The organism is Kyrpidia sp. (assembly GCF_023512215.1).
GTDB classification, from domain to species: domain Bacteria; phylum Bacillota; class Bacilli; order Kyrpidiales; family Kyrpidiaceae; genus Kyrpidia; species Kyrpidia spormannii.
This window is the reverse complement of record NZ_JAILZZ010000012.1, coordinates 1-17732: the sequence shown is the minus strand read 5'-3', so window position 1 is coordinate 17732 and position 17732 is coordinate 1. Positions and strand designations below refer to the sequence as shown.

At 61.8% G+C, this 17732-nt stretch carries 18 protein-coding genes and 1 pseudogene; 15 read left to right on the top strand and 4 right to left on the bottom strand.

The window, feature by feature from the left end; all coding sequences use genetic code 11:
• The first annotated feature begins 61 nt into the window (after positions 1 to 61).
• Both recJ and iadA read left to right on the top strand, forming a co-directional pair.
• A complete protein-coding gene (recJ, locus tag K6T64_RS06540) occupies positions 62 to 1768 on the top strand; it encodes a single-stranded-DNA-specific exonuclease RecJ (protein WP_288009155.1) in 1707 nt (568 codons plus the stop codon).
• A gap of 97 nt (positions 1769 to 1865) precedes the next feature.
• Complete coding sequence (gene iadA / locus K6T64_RS06535) at positions 1866 to 3155, top strand: beta-aspartyl-peptidase (RefSeq protein ID WP_288009154.1); 1290 nt, start codon at positions 1866 to 1868, stop codon at positions 3153 to 3155.
• Positions 3156 to 3174: 19 nt separating this feature from the next.
• Here the strand turns inward: iadA and K6T64_RS06530 are convergent, their stop codons facing one another.
• Positions 3175 to 4752: an acyl-CoA synthetase gene (locus tag K6T64_RS06530; RefSeq protein ID WP_170099738.1), complete on the bottom strand. Its 1578-nt coding sequence runs from the start codon at positions 4750 to 4752 to the stop codon at positions 3175 to 3177.
• A 243-nt stretch (positions 4753 to 4995) separates the two neighbouring features.
• On the opposite strand from K6T64_RS06530, the gene K6T64_RS06525 reads away from it, so the two are divergent.
• A complete protein-coding gene (locus K6T64_RS06525; RefSeq protein ID WP_288009151.1) occupies positions 4996 to 5433 on the top strand; it encodes a globin domain-containing protein in 438 nt (145 codons plus the stop codon).
• Between the two features lie 38 nt (positions 5434 to 5471).
• On the opposite strand, the gene K6T64_RS06520 is transcribed toward K6T64_RS06525, so the two are convergent.
• Positions 5472 to 6389: an AEC family transporter gene (locus K6T64_RS06520; protein ID WP_288009150.1), complete on the bottom strand. Its 918-nt coding sequence runs from the start codon at positions 6387 to 6389 to the stop codon at positions 5472 to 5474.
• A 134-nt stretch (positions 6390 to 6523) separates the two neighbouring features.
• Between K6T64_RS06520 and K6T64_RS06515 the strand changes: the two genes are divergently transcribed.
• Both K6T64_RS06515 and K6T64_RS06510 read left to right on the top strand, forming a co-directional pair.
• Entirely contained in the window at positions 6524 to 7195 is a 672-nt protein-coding gene (locus K6T64_RS06515) for an HAD family hydrolase (RefSeq protein WP_288009149.1), read from the top strand.
• A 52-nt stretch (positions 7196 to 7247) separates the two neighbouring features.
• On the top strand, positions 7248 to 7883 hold the full coding sequence (locus K6T64_RS06510; protein WP_170086294.1) for an RraA family protein: 636 nt from the start codon (positions 7248 to 7250) through the stop codon (positions 7881 to 7883).
• Between the two features lie 135 nt (positions 7884 to 8018).
• On the opposite strand, the gene tkt is transcribed toward K6T64_RS06510, so the two are convergent.
• Positions 8019 to 10043, bottom strand: a complete 2025-nt coding sequence (gene tkt / locus K6T64_RS06505; protein ID WP_288009148.1) for a transketolase — start codon at positions 10041 to 10043, stop codon at positions 8019 to 8021.
• A gap of 213 nt (positions 10044 to 10256) precedes the next feature.
• Here tkt and K6T64_RS06500 point away from each other — a divergent pair, with 213 nt between their 5' ends.
• The 10 genes from K6T64_RS06500 to K6T64_RS06455 all read left to right on the top strand — a co-directional run bounded on the left by K6T64_RS06500 (position 10257) and on the right by K6T64_RS06455 (position 17492).
• Positions 10257 to 10718, top strand: a complete 462-nt coding sequence (locus K6T64_RS06500) for a cytochrome c maturation protein CcmE (RefSeq protein ID WP_100668533.1) — start codon at positions 10257 to 10259, stop codon at positions 10716 to 10718.
• Positions 10719 to 10733: 15 nt separating this feature from the next.
• On the top strand, positions 10734 to 12722 hold the full coding sequence (locus K6T64_RS06495) for a heme lyase CcmF/NrfE family subunit (protein ID WP_288009146.1): 1989 nt from the start codon (positions 10734 to 10736) through the stop codon (positions 12720 to 12722).
• A 2-nt stretch (positions 12723 to 12724) separates the two neighbouring features.
• Positions 12725 to 13123, top strand: coding sequence for a cytochrome c-type biogenesis protein (locus K6T64_RS06490; RefSeq protein WP_232059856.1), 399 nt, complete (start codon positions 12725 to 12727; stop codon positions 13121 to 13123).
• 4 nt (positions 13124 to 13127) lie between these two features.
• Entirely contained in the window at positions 13128 to 13553 is a 426-nt protein-coding gene (locus tag K6T64_RS06485) for a hypothetical protein (protein ID WP_288009145.1), read from the top strand.
• Positions 13495 to 14475 carry a hypothetical protein gene (locus K6T64_RS06480; RefSeq protein ID WP_288009144.1) on the top strand — a complete coding sequence of 327 codons (981 nt, stop codon included), beginning with the start codon at positions 13495 to 13497 and terminating at the stop codon, positions 14473 to 14475. Before K6T64_RS06485 ends, K6T64_RS06480 begins: the two co-directional genes overlap by 59 nt.
• Positions 14468 to 15127, top strand: coding sequence for an ABC transporter ATP-binding protein (locus tag K6T64_RS06475; RefSeq protein ID WP_288009143.1), 660 nt, complete (start codon positions 14468 to 14470; stop codon positions 15125 to 15127). The genes K6T64_RS06480 and K6T64_RS06475 overlap by 8 nt, the downstream gene beginning before the upstream one ends.
• 127 nt (positions 15128 to 15254) lie before the next feature.
• Positions 15255 to 15917 carry a heme exporter protein CcmB gene (locus K6T64_RS06470; RefSeq protein WP_157935523.1) on the top strand — a complete coding sequence of 221 codons (663 nt, stop codon included), beginning with the start codon at positions 15255 to 15257 and terminating at the stop codon, positions 15915 to 15917.
• Positions 15918 to 15920: 3 nt separating this feature from the next.
• Positions 15921 to 16649, top strand: coding sequence for a cytochrome c biogenesis protein CcsA (gene ccsA, locus K6T64_RS06465; RefSeq protein WP_288009141.1), 729 nt, complete (start codon positions 15921 to 15923; stop codon positions 16647 to 16649).
• Between the two features lie 133 nt (positions 16650 to 16782).
• The gene (locus K6T64_RS06460; protein WP_100668541.1) at positions 16783 to 16926 is read left to right on the top strand and encodes a CcmD family protein; all 144 of its coding nucleotides are present in this window, start codon (positions 16783 to 16785) and stop codon (positions 16924 to 16926) included.
• Entirely contained in the window at positions 16926 to 17492 is a 567-nt protein-coding gene (locus K6T64_RS06455) for a TlpA family protein disulfide reductase (RefSeq protein ID WP_170086300.1), read from the top strand. The genes K6T64_RS06460 and K6T64_RS06455 overlap by 1 nt, the downstream gene beginning before the upstream one ends.
• A gap of 143 nt (positions 17493 to 17635) precedes the next feature.
• Here the strand turns inward: K6T64_RS06455 and K6T64_RS17010 are convergent.
• Positions 17636 to 17732 (bottom strand): annotated as a pseudogene (locus K6T64_RS17010) (type II toxin-antitoxin system antitoxin); the annotation flags it as partial.

The following is a 17732-nucleotide window of genomic DNA, read 5'->3' as shown; positions in this document are numbered from 1 at the left end:
GCTCAAATCCTTTACCGTAGGTTTGGAATCTCGATAGGCTCGCAGAGAGAAGGGGTTGACATTGAAACGATGGATCGCGGCCCCCGCCGACCCCGGCGCTGTCGCCACCTTAGAGCGGGAGGGCTTCTCTTCATTTATGGCGCGAATCCTCGCCGCGCGCAACATCCGAACCGGGGAGGAAGCCAAGCGGTTCCTGAACCCGCGCCTCGAAGACCTCGAAGACCCGGTGATGATGAAAGGAATGGCCCCGGCCCTGGCCCGCATCCGAAAGGCCCTCGAGAACCGGGAGTCCATCGCCGTGTACGGGGATTACGATTGCGACGGGGTTTGTGCGACTTCCATCCTGTACCTGGCACTCCGAGATCTCGGCGCCCGGGTACAGGCTTACATACCCGACCGATTTCAAGAAGGATACGGCCTTCATGAAGAAGCCATACGGGAGCTGTACGCCCGGGGAGTGCGGCTCATCATCACCGTGGACACGGGAATCACGGCCCTCCGCCAGGCGGAGACCGCCCGCAGCCTCGGGATGGACCTGATCATCACCGACCATCACCAACCGCCGGCGGAACTCCCCAGGGCCCTGGCGGTGGTCAACCCGAAGCAACCCGGGTGTCCGTACCCCGACAAAAACCTTTGCGGAGCGGGGATCGCGTTTAAAATGGTTCAGGGTCTCCTCGGACGGGTTCCCGAGGAGTTCCTGGACCTCGCAGCCATCGCCACGGTGGCGGACCTGGTTCCACTCATGGGGGAAAATCGCATCCTCGTTCACTTTGGCCTCAAACAGTTACAAAATCCCCGCCGACCGGGGGTAGCTGCTCTGATAAAATCCGCGGGACTTGACGGGCGTCCTCTGACCTCCGGCCACCTCGGTTTTCAACTCGGCCCCCGGTTAAACGCAGCCGGGCGCCTGGAGACGGCGAACGCCGCCTTCCGGCTTCTCATCACCGCCGACCCCGAAGAAGCCCGGAAGTGGGCCGAGCAGTTGGAAACGCTTAATCGGGCACGGCAGCAGCTTTGCGACGAGATCGCCGCCGCCGCCTCGGAGGAAATCGACCGGCACCCGGAATGGCAGACACAGCCTTCCCTGGTCCTGGCCGGCGAAGGCTGGAATCCCGGCGTCATCGGGATCGTGGCTTCGAGAATGGTGGAACAACACTATCGCCCTACGCTCGTCATCGCCCTGGACGGGGATACGGCCAAAGGATCCGCCCGAAGCATTCCGGGGTTCGATCTTTACAGCGGTCTGAAAGAAATCGCCGACCTTTTTGATCGCTTTGGGGGCCACACCATGGCCGCCGGATTCTCCCTGCCCGCCGGGCGGGTGGAAGATTTGCGCCGCCGGTTTGCCGAAGTGGCCGCCTCCCGGCTCACCCCCGAAGACCTTCGCCCCCGGATTGTGTGCGACGCAGAGATCCGCCTGGACCAGATCGATCTCCGCCTGGCCGAGTCCATGGCCGCCCTGGAGCCCCACGGCCTCGGCAATCCGGCGCCCAAACTATTTGTCCGGTCCGCCCCCCTCCTCGAGTCCCGAACCCTGGGAGCCTCGGCGGCCCATCTGAGACTCCGGATCGGCAGCCCCGAACACCCCCTGACGGCCTTGGCCTGGCGAAGGGGGGACGATATTCGCTGTTTGGCCCAGGGCGTCCGGGCTGTCCACCTGGTGGGCCGGGTGCAGATCAACGAATGGAATGGCGCGAAAACGGTGCAACTGGAATTGGACGACTGGCGCCCGGCGCATAAAATCCCCAGCGTCTCCCAACGCTAATCCATGGCCGACAGAAGTTGGATCAGGTGGCGGAGGATGGACGGCTTCCCTGGCCGCCCGGCTTAGCCGGCCTTGACGAGGCAGGGAGGGAGATCCCGTGAGCACTTCCGAAGCATCTTCCAAAAAACATCCACACTTCACTCTGTTGACGGGGGCCGAGGTGTACGCCCCGGAACCCCTCGGCCGCCGGGACGTGCTTCTTTTTGGCAAATCCGTGGCCCACATCGCCGAGCACATCGAGCCGCCCTCCAGTTTACCGACGGCGGTGGTGGACCTGTCGGGATTGATTTTGTTTCCCGGGTTAATCGACCAGCACGTCCACATCGCCGGCGGTGGAGGAGAAGGGGGTTTCCAAAACCGCACGCCGGAGGTGGCCCTCAGCCACCTGACCACCGCCGGAGTCACCACGGTGGTGGGCGTCCTCGGCACCGACGGCACCACCCGCACGGTCTCCGGGCTTTTGGCCAAAGCCCGGGCTTTGGAGGCGGAGGGCATCTCCACATATATTTATAGCGGCGCCTACCAGGTTCCCACCCGGACCATCACCGACAACCCCCGCTCGGACATCGTCCTCATCGACAAAGTGATCGGAGTGGGGGAAATTGCCATCTCCGACCAGCGGTCCACCCACCCCACGGTACACGATCTGATTTATCTCGCCAGTGAAGCCCGGGTCGGCGGCATGCTGGCCGGAAAAGCCGGGGTGGTCCACCTGCATATCGGCGACGACCCAAGCGGCCTGAAACCTCTGTTCGAAGCTTTGGATCAATCTTACCTTCCGCCCACCCAGTTCACCCCCACCCACCTCAATCGCCGGCCGGAGCTTTTGAACGACGCGGTCCAGTTCGCATCCCGGGGCGGGGTGGTGGACATCACGTCGGGGATCCGCCCCGAAGCCCACGACAAAGTTTCGGTCAAACCGAGTAAAGCCGTGGCGGAACTCCTGGGGGAGGGGGTGCGCATCGAGCAGATCACCATGAGTTCAGACAGCAACGGCAGCTCCCCGATTTTCGACGACAAGGGCCACCTTGTGGCCATGTCCATCGGCTCGGCGACCACCTTGTGGGAGGAAATTCGGGACATGATCGAAAAAGAGGGCCTCGCTCCGGAAAAAGCCGTCTCCCTGTGCACCGCCCACGTGGCCCGGGTCCTCCGCCTTCAGGGCAAAGGGCGAATCCGCCCGGGGTACGACGCGGATTTGATCGCCGTGGATTCTGGCCTGAACATCGCTCATGTTTTTGCCCGGGGCCGCCAAATGGTCCGGAACGGCCAGCCCATCGTCTGGGGGACCTTCGAACGGGCGGGGCAAGGGCCGCCCCACGGCCCCCCCGAAGCCCAGCCGGATATCCGGCGTCATCGCGGGGAGAGCCCGATCAGGCGGCCCTGAACCTGCTGTGGCCACAGGATCAGGATACCGGCCGCTCGCCGAGGTGTTGATAAACATCCCGCAATTGCCGCTTCAAAATCTTCCCGCTCGGGTTTTTCGGCAATGCGTCGGTGATGACGACGAATTTCGGAACCTTGAATCCCGCCAGGCGTTCCCGGCAGAAAGCGATCAGCTCCTCTTCCGTGAGCTGGGATCCGGCTTTCGGGACCACCACGGCCGTAACCGCCTCGATCCAGTACGGATGGGGCACCCCGATCACCGCCACCTCCGCTACCCCCGGATGTTGGTAGATCACTTCTTCCACTTCCCGGCTCGCCACGTTCTCCCCGCCGGTCTTGATCATGTCTTTCTTGCGGTCCACCACGGTGACATACCCTTCTTCGTCCATCACGCCGAGGTCGCCGCTGTGGAACCACCCGTTCTCAAAAGCCGCCGCCGTCTTTTCCGGATCGTTGTAGTACCCGATCATGGCGTGGGGCGTCCGGTGGACGATCTCTCCCACCGTCCCCGGTGGCACTTCCCGGCCCTCGTCATCCACGATCTTGCTCTCCACGTTGATGCACGGCTTCCCCGCCGCCCCGGGTTTGCGAAGCTGATCCTCCGGGCGCAGGATCATCGCCAGGGGCGCCACCTCCGTCTGACCGTAGGCGTTCCAGAACCGAGCACCCGGCAGCCGGCGGGTGAGTTCCTTCAGGACCTCCACCGGCATAATCGCCGCGCCGTAGTAACATTTTTGCAGAGAGGACAGATCGTACTCGTCGAACTTCGGATGCCGCAAAAGAGAAATCCAGACCGTCGGCGGGCAAAACAACTGGGTCACTCGTTCCCGGCTGACCGTTTCCATCACCAACTCCGGCGCCGGGCCCTCGACGATCACCCCCCAAGCGCCGAGATAAATCTGCGGGCCGAGCAGGACGTGAAATTGAGCGCTGTGAAAAAGGGGCAGGGCGTGGATGATCCGATCTTCCGCCGTCAACTCGCAGTCAATAATGCCGCTCACGTACTCGGCAATCAGGCTGCGGTGGGTGAGCATGGCCCCTTTGGGCCGGGACTCGGTGCCGCTGGTATACAGGATGTTCACCACATCCCCGTCGTCAATATCCACATCGGGCTCCGTCTCCGGCTGGCCGGCAGACCACTCGGCCACAGACCGCCACGGGCCCCGGGATTCCGGAGTGTCCACCAGCCCCCGGTACCGGACGAAATCCAGCCCTTCCACCGCTTTTTCCGCAGTTTCTAACAGGTCAGGAGCGACAAAAAATCCCGCCGATTGGCTATGCTCGAGAATATATCGAACTTCTGCGGCACCCAGCATAAAATTGATGGGCACAAACACCGCCCCGGCCCGGGCTACGGCAAACCACACCACGGCAAAATCGAGACAGTTTTTCGAAAGCATGGCGATCCGGTCGCCTTTTTTGACCCCGGCGGCCAAAAGCCCGTTGGCCAGCCGGTTGGCCCGCTCGTCCAACTCCCTGTAAGTGACCTCCTCGTCTCTCCATTTGAGCGCCGGTTTGTCCGGATGGCGCATTCGGCTCCGGCGAAGGGTATCTCCGATGGTGTGCCTTCTCGCCCGATGCACCCAGGTTTCTGTCACGGTCCTTCACGCTCCTTCACACCTTCATGATCGCACTTCAACCAACCATTCGTTTCGCACTACCAATATACCAAACGGAACGCCGTTTCGAAATCATAAAAAATTGAACATCGACAGGGTAACAGTGGGAATGGTCGGGAAATGCCGGATCTACTCCGGAATTTGATACAATGAAGATCGGATCATCCATCCCGGTACGAAACCGGGTATCCCCAGGCAATTCCTCGAGAGGAGGCATATACGATGTTACAGCCCTTCGCCCCGGATCAAACGCCTTATGAGTTGATCGGCGGCGCCGAGACCGTTCAGCGTCTGGTGAACGCTTTTTATAAACGGGTCGGACAACACCCGGACTTAAAGCCCATTTTCCCGGAAGACCTCACCCCCGTGGCCAGGCGGCAGTATAAATTCCTCACGCAATTTTTCGGCGGTCCCCCCTTGTATTCTCAAGAATACGGCCCTCCCATGCTCCGGGCACGTCACATGCCCTTTCCCATCACCCCGAAACGGGCCAGGGCGTGGTTGTCCTGCATGTCCGAAGCCCTGGAAGAGGCGGGGATTGAGGAGCCCATACGGGGTTTTTTGTTTGAGCGCCTCACCATGACCGCCCACCACATGATCAACACCCCGGATGATGAAAAGGCGGCCCCCAGGAAGTCCATCGACCCCGGGCGGGAATAAGGGGGCATAAGGAGGATCTGCGAGCAGGCCGGGCCCGCTTAAAGGGTCCGGCCGATCACCACAAAAAGAGGGAGTAATACAAAGCTGGCGGCGGTGGTGACGGCGACCGTCTTCGCCACCAATTCCCGGTCACCTCCGAACTGCTCCACCAAAACTGCGGTATTCACTGCCGCCGGCATGCTGGCCTCCACGAAGAGCACCGACGCGAGCAGCCCTTGGATGTGCAATATCCACAAACAAAAAAAAGCAACCGCCGGGGCGCCGAGCAAGCGAATGAGAATCGCCGCCCACAACTCTTTCCCCCCGATCCCCCGCCAGTTCGCCCGACCCAATTGCACCCCGAGAATCAACAGCACCACGGCGGGGTAGGCGTTCCCGAGCAGGTGAAGGGCTTCATTCAGACCCTTGGGCCACCCCAAACCGAGAAAAGCTACAGCGCCGCCCACCAGCGCCGCGTACAACACCGGCATGCGGAACACCGCCTGCCAGGCCCCCTTCCCGCCGGCCGTCGCCCGGCTGGCCAGATAAATCCCCAAGGTGTACATGAGCAGAATCTGCCCCACCACATAAACCGCCGCCCGGGAAAACCCTGCCGTCCCATAGGCGAGAAGCACCACCGGCAACCCGTAGTTGTTTGAATTCCCAAAAACACTCGTCATCGACAGCGCCGATCTCCCTGCCCGGCCCAGGCCGAGCCACAGCCCCGCCCCCTCCCCCACCAACCACATCAGCCCGGTGTTCAAGAACGTGAAAGCAGCGATCGCCCCGATCTCCCCGCCGCCCCCCGACCCTTCCGGGAGGGCGAACAACACCAGGCTCGGTGCCAAAAGATACAGACTGACTTCCGCCAAGGACCGGGTATCCAAACGCCGGCGTCGATCCAACCACGCCCCGCCCAGTACTGCCAAGAGAATCGGTAGCGACACCTCCGCCATGGTATTGAGGTAACCTGACATTCAAGCCAACTCCTCCGCCTTCATTGCCCGGTCCGTCGCGCCTCCCGCAGGCAAACCGTGGTATGATGAGAATAATGGAACCAACTTCGACCATACGGGTAAATCGCCGCGGCGTCAACCGAGGAGGTTTGGCTGTGAAACTTTTGATCTGGGATATCGATGGGACCTTAACCTACACCCCGGGGGTGGGACGCAGGGCTATGGAGGTGGCTTTCGAAGAAAAATTTGGCATCCGGGACGCCTTGGAGGGAATCGACATGGCCGGTGGACTGGATGTGGAGATCGTCCGGCAGGCCTTTGAGCGCCACGGGCTCCCCCAAGAGCGGAGAGGGGAGTATTTTGCCCATTATGTGCAGGTGCTGGACCGGATGTTGGCCGCCCCCCACCCCGGGGGGCCGACGCCGGGAATCGTCGAAGCGCTGGATACCCTCTCGGGGCGCCAGGATGTGGTGCAAGTCTTGGGCACGGGCAATATCGAAGCCGGGGCCTGGATTAAACTGAGGCGGCACGGACTGGACGGATATTTTCGCACCGGGGGGTTCGGAGATGAGCCGGTGCCCAGGTGGAAGGTCATCCAGGCGGCCATCGACCGCGCCCGGGATCACCACGGTCTGGGCAGCTTGCCTGCGGACGACATCTACGTCATCGGCGACACGCCCCGGGACATTGAGGCCGGGCGTCACCTCGGCGTGCAGACCGTTTCGGTGGCCACCGGCCCCTTCACGGCGGAGCAGCTGGCGGCTCATCGGCCGGATCATTTGTTGCCCAGTTTTGAAGCACCGTGGAAACAGGTCTTTTTTGGATGAAATCGACGCAAAGGAGGCGACCCCGTCCGGCCTTGGGCCAGGCGGACTGTACATGAGCTCATCTCACCTTGATTCCCTCATCACCCAATTCGCAGAATTGCCGACGACTTGCATCTCCGATGCTTTGGCAGGGCTCACCAACCTCGACCCCGCCATCAAACCGTTGAAGAAAGAATGGACGGTCTGCGGCCGGGCCTATCCGGTGAAACTCCGGGCTGCAGACAACCTGAAGCTCTTGCAGGGCATCCGGGACGCCCAGCCGGGCGACGTGCTCATCGCCGATGCCAAGGGGTATCTGTATAACGCCGTCGCCGGGGATTTTGTCATCGGCCTCATGAAAACCCTGGGTCTCGCCGGGTTTGTGGTGGACGGCGCCGTTCGAGACGTCTCGGGGATTCAAGAGCTCGATTTTCCCGTTTTCTGCCGGGGCACCACCGTGGCCGCCGGCGGCAAATCGGGAGCGGGGGAGGCCGGGGTACCCATCTCCTGCGCCGGGGTCACGGTGCACCCGGGGGATATCGTCGTGGGAGACGTGGACGGCGTGGTGGTCGTCCCCGCCCATCAAGCGGAAGAGGTTCTCATCAAGGCCAGGGAGAAACTTGAAAAAGACCGCGAGAGAGAAGAGGGCGTCCTCGGCAACCCCGATGCCGCCCGGGCTTATCTCGACCGGGTATTGGGGAGGGGCTGAGCGGGCGCGGACACCCGCTGCCCGTTGCCACCCGGGAGCGCCAGGGCCTAAAGCCGGGCGCTCCCAGGCCAGCCTCTACACTCCGAGATACGCCGCTTTGACGTGCTCATCGTGGAGCAATTCCCACCCGCCGAACTATCCCTCGAGCACTTCCCGCACCACTTCGCAGACCCGGTCAACAGTAAAGCCGAACTCCTGTTGCACTCGCGCTCCCGGAGCGCTGGCGCCAAAGTGATCGATCCCGATCGCCCGGCCCCGGTCGCCGACATATCGGTCCCAGCCCATGGGATGGGCCATCTCCACGGCAACCCGAGCCTTGATCGAGGGCGGAAGGACGGTATCTCTGTATCCAGCGGGCTGACGTTCGAACAACTCCCGGCAGGGCATGCTCACCACCCGGACGGGGATCCCGTCGGCGTCGAGCCGTTTTTTTGCATCCATCGCCAAACTCACCTCAGACCCTGTGGCGATAATGATCGCCTGAGGCCTCTCGGCATCGGCGAGAACATACCCGCCCCGGGCCACCCCCTCGGGAGCTAGACGCCCGGTCTCGGGCAGCACCGGCAACTTCTGCCGGGTCAGCACCAGGGCCGCCGGCCCCTCGGGTCGGGCCAATACATCCCGCCACGCGGCCACCGTCTCGTTGGCGTCCGCCGGCCGGTACACCCGCAGTCCGGGAATCAGCCGGAGGGCTGGGATGTGTTCGATGGGCTGATGGGTCGGCCCATCCTCTCCCACGGCGATGGAATCATGGGTGAACACGTAGACCACCGGTTGCTCCATCAGCGCCGCCAATCGGATCGCAGGCCGCATATAATCAGAAAACACCAGGAACGTGCCCCCATATACCCGAAGACCTCCGTGCAGGGCCATCCCGTTGAGCGCTGCCCCCATGGCGTGCTCCCGCACCCCGAACCAGAGATTCCGCCCGTCGTACCGGCCGGGTTGAAAAGCCCCTTCCCCCTGAATCGCCGTTTCGTTAGACGACGCCAGATCCGCAGACCCTCCGAGGAAAAAGGGGATCCGGCCAGCCAAGGCTTGAATGGCCTTGCCCGAGGCCTGCCGGGTCGCCAGCGACCCCTCTTCTGGCCGAAACACCGGAAGATCCCGATCCCAACCTTCGGGCAGATCCCCGGCCAGGGCCTTCTCGAACTCCCGGGCCAGTTCGGGATACGCCTTGCGGTACCCATCCAGTCTTTCCAGCCACCGCCGCTGGGCCGCCGCACCCTTCTCCTTCGCCCTGGCAAAATACTCCCGGACTTCCCCAGGCACCCAGAATTGGGCGTCCTCAGGCCAGCCGTAGGCCCGTTTTGCCCCTGCAGCCTCCTGGGCTCCCAAGGGCGACCCGTGGGCTTTGGCCGAGCCCGCCTTCTCCGGACTGCCGTAGCCGATGGTGGTCTTCACCTCAATCAAACTGGGACGGCTGTCCTCCTCCCGGGCGGTCGCGATTGCCTGGGCCACCTGCACCAAATCATTCCCATCCTCCACACGAAGGACCTGCCACCCATAAGCCGCAAAGCGTCCCCTCACATCTTCGGTGAAGGCGAAACTCGTCTCCCCGTCCAGGGAGATGTCATTGGAGTCGTACAGGACGATCAATTTTCCGAGCTTGAGGTGTCCGGCCAAGGAGGCCGCCTCCGCCGACACCCCTTCCATGAGATCCCCGTCCCCACACAACACATAGGTGTAGTGGTCCACCACCTCATGCTCGGGACGGTTGAAGCGCGCGGCCAAGAATCGTTCGGCCATGGCCATGCCCACCGCAGTGGCCAGACCCTGGCCCAAAGGGCCGGTGGTCACCTCCACCCCGGGAGTCACGCCGTACTCCGGGTGTCCGGGAGTCCGACTGCCCCATTGTCGAAACTGCTTCAGATCCTCCAACGTGAGATCATATCCCGAAAGATGCAACAGGCTGTATAATAGCATCGATCCATGTCCGGCCGAAAGCACGAATCGGTCCCGGTCGGGCCACCGGGGATCGTCCGGGTTGTGGCGCAAAAAACGCGTCCACAGCACAAAAGCCATCGGCGCAGCTCCCATGGGCATGCCGGGGTGACCGGAGTTCGCCCGCTCCACGGCATCGATGGCCAGGGTGCGAATGGTGTTGACAGCCAATTGCTCGATTCCACTTGCGCTTCCTTCATTTCCTTTTGCGTTCACCGGCGGACCCTCCCGTTTAGCGTCTCTTGGAGCATTGTACCACGACCCGGCCCGGGATACCCCGCAGATCCAAGCGGCCCGGTGGCGCCTGTGGACAACAACCGACAATTCGGTGAAGAGGGATGAAGATCTCCCGCCGACATGGTACGATGAGTATAATGTAATTCTTACGTTAAAAATCATCTTCCCGGCCAAGGCAAGGAGGTTTGCGATATGTCCACCCGCACCAAAGCCGTGGCGGCATTGATCGTGGTTCTTGCGGTCATCGGGGGCCTGATCTGGGTCGGGGTGACCCGGGCGGCCAGTTACTACCTGACCGTGGATGAAGCGGCGGCAAAAGGTCAGTCACTGATCGGCCGTTCTCTCAAAGTGAGCGGCAACATCGCACCGGACAGCGTCCAGTGGAATCCGGATACCCTCACCTTGGCGTTCCGCATTCAAGGCACAGATCCGAGCCATACCATGCCCGTTGTGTATCACGGCGTAAAGCCTTCGGATTTCTCCAACGGTTGGCCCGTGGTGGCCGAGGGCAAACTGGGCTCTGACGGAGTCCTCCACGCCGATCAACTGTTGGTGAAATGTCCGTCCAAATATGAAGCGCAGCAGCCGGAACAGCCGGGGAGCACCCCTCCGGGATCAGCGGGGCAGCATCCGGCCGGCATCCCGGCGCAATGAAGGGCGGCTGCCTCAATGGGTGAACTCGGTCGCTGGTCACTCCTTCTGTCCGCCGTCGTCTTATTGTACATGATCGCAGCCAGTGCCTATGGGGCCTGGAAGGGGAATCGACGCTGGATCATGAGCGGCCGGCGGGCTGCCGTGGCCGCAGCGGGACTGGCCAGCCTCGCTTCCCTGTCCCTCATCGGACTTTTGGTCACCGGAGATTTCCGTTACGAGTACGTGGCCGATTACACCAGCCGGGATCTGGGGATTCTGTATCGGATTTCAGCCTTTTGGGGGGGGAATCAGGGGTCGCTCTTGTTGTGGCTCTGGGTGCTCACCCTATACACCGTCGTGGTCACTTTTGCCCGTTCCGAAGGGCATGAGCATTTTCAGCCTTATGTAACGGCAACTCTCGGCGTCGTGTCCCTCTTTTTCAGCGTGGTGCTCAACACCGTCGCCAAGCCCTTTCAACTCCTGCCTTTCACCAGCGTCGACGGTGCCGGGCTCAATCCTTTGTTGCAAAACCCGGGCATGACGATCCACCCGCTCACCCTGTACTTGGGCTACATCGGCTTTTCGGTGCCCTTCGCCTACGGGATGGCCGCGGTGTTCACCGGCCGGGCTGACGCGGCCTGGCTGCGGGTCACGCGGCGCTGGAGTTTGGTGGCGTGGTTGTTCCTCAGTATGGGAATTCTGTACGGGGCCCGGTGGGCTTACGAGGTTCTCGGCTGGGGAGGCTATTGGAGTTGGGACCCGGTGGAAAATGCCTCGTTGCTCCCGTGGTTGACGGCCACGGCGTTCATCCACTCGAGCATCGTTCAAGAGCGCAAAGGCACGCTCAAAATCTGGAACGTCGCCCTGGTGATCCTCACCTTCACGTTGACGATTTTCGGGACGTTCCTGACCCGGAGCGGCATTTTCTGGTCGGTGCACGCCTTCTCCAACGGCCCGCTCGGCGCGGTATTTCTCACCTTCATCGCCTTTGTGCTCGTGGCGGCTTTCGGACTGTTGGCCTGGCGGTGGCCACTGCTAAAATCCACAGCTGCGCCCATCGCTCCGGTGTCGAAGGAAAGTAGTTTTGTGTTGAATAACGTCCTGTTTGTCTCCCTGACCTTCGCGGTGTTATGGGGCACCGTGTTTCCGGTGATCAGCCAAGGGTTGATCGGCCGGCAGATGGTGGTCGGGCCGCCCTTCTTCAACACCGTGGCCGCTCCGTTGGCGGTGGCTCTGGTGCTGTTGATGGGCATCGGCACCGTGGTGGCGTGGCGCCATTCGACGGTGCGCCGGGTGGCGGCGAGCCTGATGACGCCTTTTTTCCTGACCTTGCCCGCCCTGGCCGTCTTCATCGCCCTGGGGATTCGAGAAGGCGCGGTGCTCGCTGCTCTGGGGAGTATCGTATTTGTCGGCGCCATTACCCTCAGGGAGTTCACCTCCGGGACCGCGGCGCGGATGAGGCTGACCGGCGAAAACGCCCTGAGGGCGTTGGTGCGCCTGGTGGGGCAGCAGCGTCGGCGTTATGGCGGCTATCTCGTCCACTTGGCGGTTTTACTGATCGTGCTGGGCATCGTGGTTTCGGGCTCCTACAGTGAGCAGAAACAGGTGGTCATGAAGCCCGGGGATATGGTGACCATCGGCCCGTACCAGCTCACACTCCTCGGATCGGCCACCCGGGACGAGCCGGGACGGGCGGTGGTCTACAGTCAACTCTTGGTGCAAAAAAGCGACCAATCCCTGGGTATCCTGCAACCCGAGGACTGGTATTTTCTAAACGGCTCCCAGCCTGCGCCCCAGGTGGCCATCCGCAGTACACCCATCGATGACCTGTACGTGGTCATGGCCGGGATGGACGCCACCCAGGGCAAGGTGCTCTTTGAAATTCATCGCAACCCCATGCTGAGTTGGATCTGGTACGGGGGATATCTCCTGGTCGCCGGAACACTGATCAGTCTATGGCCGGCGAGGTCTGCGTTTCAGGAAGTGGGGCGGGTGGAGATGCCCGGAGTGGAGGTTCGGCCGTGACCATGTTTCAGCGGCTGATCGCCATCGCAGCTTTGCTTTCGACCCTGTTGCTGGCCACCCCCGTTTTGGCCGCGGGGCAGACGGTGACATGGCAAGACGTGCTCGATATCGCCTCCCAGTACCATCCGCCAGGCTGTCCCCCGAGCCTCACCGGGGCCACGTGCCAAGAAAAGCAGGCTTATGACCTCCGGATCGAGATTTTCCGCCTTCTTGAGCAGGGAAAGACCCCGGCCGAAATTCGGCAGATTCTCGTATCCGAATACGGAAACGACATTTTGGCCGCACCGCCCGCCCAAGGAGTGGGAGCCCTCGTGTGGGCAGTGCCCGCCGTTGTGATCATCTTGGGCCTCGGCATTTTCATTCTGATTGTACGCGGGCGCCGACCGCCCGTCGGGGGGTGATGATGTGACGATTCTCATTCCCGTCATCCTGATTGCAGCTGCACTGGCTCTTGTCGTATCACCCTTCCGCAAGCGGGCCCCGGAGTCAGGGGACAGTCGCCCTGGCGCCGACGAAACGTTGGAACGCGAGGAAATGTTGCTCGCTGAACGTCTGGATTTGGAGTACGATTACCAGATGGGCAAATTGACCTACGAGGAATACCGCCGGTTGACAGATCTGTGGGAAGCGGATATTCGGCAACTCGGTGAAGATCACGGGAACACGGGGTTTCTCCGCCGGCTGGAGCAGGAGCTGCAGGAGCGAATACAGGCGCTGGATGCCCGGGAAGGGCGATCGCCAAGCCGGACGTCCGGGGGACAGGAGGGAAACGATGTTGATCGACCGATGGATTCCACCACTGCAAGGCCTCGTCACGCGAGGACGCCCTGACGAGCGGTCCGGGCGACGGCGTCGATTACGCCCGCTCCTCGGCGCGGCGACAATGTGGATCGCTGCAGCAGGGTTCCTCGGAGAGATCATCATCGCCGAGCCCCCCGTCCAAGCGGCCGACAGCCCGGTGCACATCCGAGCCGAAGAAGTGGTGGCCGTCCCTGTGGGCAACCAGTTGAAAGTGTTCGATTCCTTTACCCTTGATGCGTCGGCCGGAACCCCGGTCAACCTCCACCTTCCCCGGGGGCACAGCGACGTCCAGGTCGCCACGGACACGGCCACGTCTTACACCAAGACCCCGGAAGGGGTCTCTTGGCCCGGGGGCCTGCCCCCGGGGGTTCAGTCCTTGGCGATCACGTATGCTCTGCCTTTTGACAACGGTAAAGGGGACATTGAATTTTCTCAGCCTTATAACGTGGATAACCTGTCGCTTCTCATTCCTCAGGGTCGGGCGGCGCTTATCGCCCAGGGACTTTACCCCGTCACCCAGGTGGTGGATTTGCAGGGGATGAAGTTTCGCCGCTTCACAAAACCGGATCTTCCTGCCGGTGTGCCTTGGACCGCCAGCATCCAGGCCATCCCCCAGGCCGGGGAAGTGGCTCCGGGCAGTATTGCGGTCCCGCCCGGGCTGCCGGTGATCGGAGCCGGATACAAGTACACCGAATTTAAAGCACTGATCAATCTTTTGTTGGTGGCGTTTGTCGTCATTCTCGGGGTGATCGGACTGCGGCGAAGGCAGGAGCGCCTGGCCGGCCGCCTTTCGGAAATGCATAAACAATTGGTGGACCAATGGGCCAGTCTGGAAATCGACCGCAGACGCGGGGCGGTGCCCGAGGAGGAATACCGGCGCAGGAGGGGCAATCTTTTGCGTCGGCTGTTGGCCGTCGAGCGCCAGAAACGGAGTATGGGACACAGTGATTGAACTTCGCCGGGCTTCGATCATTCGAAATGGCCGCATCCTTTTATATCCCGTCAACCTGACCCTTGAATGCGGCGTCCTGGCGACGGTGACAGGGCCAAACGGCGCGGGCAAAACGACCCTCCTCCGGCTGATGGCGGGACTGTGGCGGCCCAGTGAAGGGGAGATCCTTTTCGACGGGCAGCGTCCTTCGGTCCGACACCGGGGACAGATCGGCCTGGTTTTACAGGAATCGATGCTCTACGGAAGGCTCACCGTCCAGGAGAACCTCCGTTTTTTCGGAGGGCTGTACCGGGTGAGGGATCTTGACGATCGCATCCGGCAATTGGCGAAGGAACTCCATTTTGAACGGCGACTGGGCGATCCCGTATCTGTCTTGTCAAAGGGCTACACCCAACGGGTGACCCTGGCCCGGGCCCTTCTCCCCAACCCCCGGCTGCTCCTTTTGGACGAGCCTTTTGATGGCCTCGATCCGGGCGTACGGGGACTGGTCAAAGACGTATTGGCCCTCCGGGTGGCGGAAGGCACCACGGTGGTGGTGGTCACCCATGACCCGGAATTGATGCCGAACGCGGATATGCAGATTCTTGTCAACCGGGGGCGGGTGACCGTCGTTTCCTCCGGGACAAGGGCCTCGCGGGATCGAGCCCGGTGATCCGGGCCCTCAACCGGTGCTTGAGATGGGCGCACCGGGCGCGATCAGACGACCGTGCCGACCCGGGAACTTTTTTGGGTCTGTCCGATCGGCCTCAGGGAAATGGATCGAAGGGGGCGGGACACCGTTGTGGACCGCAATTTGGGCCATAGTGAGAAAAGATGTCACTTTGGAATACCGACGAAGATGGCTGCTCGCCTCGGCGGTTCTGTTCGGATTTTTGTTCGTGGTGGTCCTGGGCATTGCCTATAACGGCAAGCCCTTGCCCACAGACGCCGCGGCGGGAGCACTTTGGATGGTCCTCCTGTTCTCCTGCGTCACCATCCTGCTGCGGACGAGCTCCTTCGAGGAAGAGCGCAAGGCTTGGTACGCCCTTCTCATGGCACCGGTGGACCGGAGTGCCATCTTTTATGGTAAGCTGGTGGCAAACATCTTGTTTCTCTTTTTGGTCGAGCTGGCGGTGACGCCATCCTTTTGGCTCATTTTGGGCGTGCCAGCCCCAAATTCCTGGGTCCCGCTGCTGGCGGGGCTTGTGGCGGGTGCCCTGGGTCTTGCGGCCGTGGGGACGTTTTTGCTTTTCCTCACATCCTCCAGCGAAGGACGGGAGATCTTGTTCCCGGTTTCCATGATCCCGCTCACCATCCCGCTCCTTTTAGCGGTCACTCGATTGACCGCCGGGGCGTGGGGCGGAGGCGGCGATTTGTTCGTGTGGTATGCGATCGCCGGGGGATACTTGGTTTTGTTCGGGCTTTTACCCTGGTTGTTATTCGAGCTCCTGGTGGAGGTGTGACGGGTGCGGGATAAAGGGCTCACTGTTCTAACGGGAGTCGTTTTCATCGCCGGACTGGCGGCGATTTATGCCGCGTTCATCTATGCGCCCCCGGAACGCTTCATGGGGGATTTGCAACGATTGATGTATTTTCATATCGGCAGCGCCTGGGCAGCGATGCTCGCTTTTTTTATGGTATTCGTTTACGGTGTCGGGTATCTCTTCACCCGGCGGCCTTCTTTTGACCGATTGGCCTTGGCGTCAGCGGAAGTGGGAGTGTTTTTCACCACGTTGGTCCTCATCACCGGACCGATTTGGGCGAGGCCGGTGTGGAACACGTGGTGGACCTGGGATCCGCGGTTGACCACGACCCTCATCCTATGGTTTATCTACATTGCTTATTTATTGCTCCGGAGCAGTATCTCCGATGACACGAGGCGTCGAGTGGTGGCGTCCATTTTCGGCATCATCGGCTTTTTGGACGTCCCCATTGTGCACTTTTCGGTGACTTGGTGGCGTTCGATCCATCCCAATGTCATCACGGGTGGCACCATCAACATGGCCCCGGCGATGACTCAGGCTCTCATGGTGAACGGCATCGCTTTCGTCCTGCTCTACGTTCTTCTCACATGGCTCCGGGCCCGGCTCGAGGCCGCCCGGGAGGAAGTGGCCCGGCTGCAGCACCGGGTGTATGAACGGGCGAGCGACAGAACTGTGGAAGAGCATGGGGGTTCTGGTGCGGACATCTCTTGAGCTCGTCCCGTCTTGGCGCCATGGTCGCGACGTGGTGCCTCGGGATGACGAAGGTATTCAAACCGCTCTGCCTGACCGCCACACTTCGTCGGTGAGCCCGGAGTGAAGAGCCAGAGGAAAGGAGGAACAGTCCATGTCCAACATGCAATTTCTGTTTCTGGGGACGGCAGTGGTGTGGATCGGAACGTTGCTTTATGTCCTTTCGCTGATGCGGCGCCAAAACCGCACCCTGCGAATGATTGAGCAACTGCAAAAGAGTCTGGAGGATGAAAGCTGATGAACAGAGCGGGGGAAAGATCATCGACATCGGGTGGCTCCGGCTCGCCCCCGCGGCAAGCATTTAAATGGGCACTGCTCATCCCGGTCCTCCTGCTCGGGGCCGCCCTGGCCTACGCGGCGTGGCATCTGGCCCGCGGCGATGGCCCCAAGGCGACGGTGGGACAATCGGCACCTGAGTTAACCCTGGCGGATTTGGACGGGCAAACCTTCCACCTGTCCAACTACCGGGGACGGGTGATCGTATTGAATTTTTTCACATCCTGGTGCCCGCCATGTCAGCAGGAAGCCCCGGAGCTCGCCCGGTTCGCGCGATCGGCAGGCCCGGGCACTGTCCTGGTCATGGTGGATCGGGGAGAAGCCGAGGGCCCGGTCCGCCGCTTCATCCAGAAATATGGCATCGACGCCCACGTCGTCATGGATCCGGACAACCGGGCCTCTCAAGCCTTTGGCGTCACCGGCCAACCGGAAACTTTTATTATCGATCGGCAAGGCATCATCCGACAACACGTCATCGGCCCCACCACCGCCAACGGGTTGGAGCAGATGACGGCGCCATGGGAATGAATGGGGTCACGGAGCCCCTCTCGGGTCCCACACGCCCAGTCCCCTTCGCTGTCTCTGGGCGCTCCCGTCATCCCTCCATCCCCAGGACTCTCGCCTCCAACGCCCCAATCTCCAACACCAACGGTGCCTCCCCGTTTTTTGGTTTTTTTGGCCAGTCGGCCCGCCCGGCGGGCCGACTGCCGCAGAAGATACTCAATATGAGCATTGACACTGCGCCGCTCATCCGCCGCCCACCGCTCC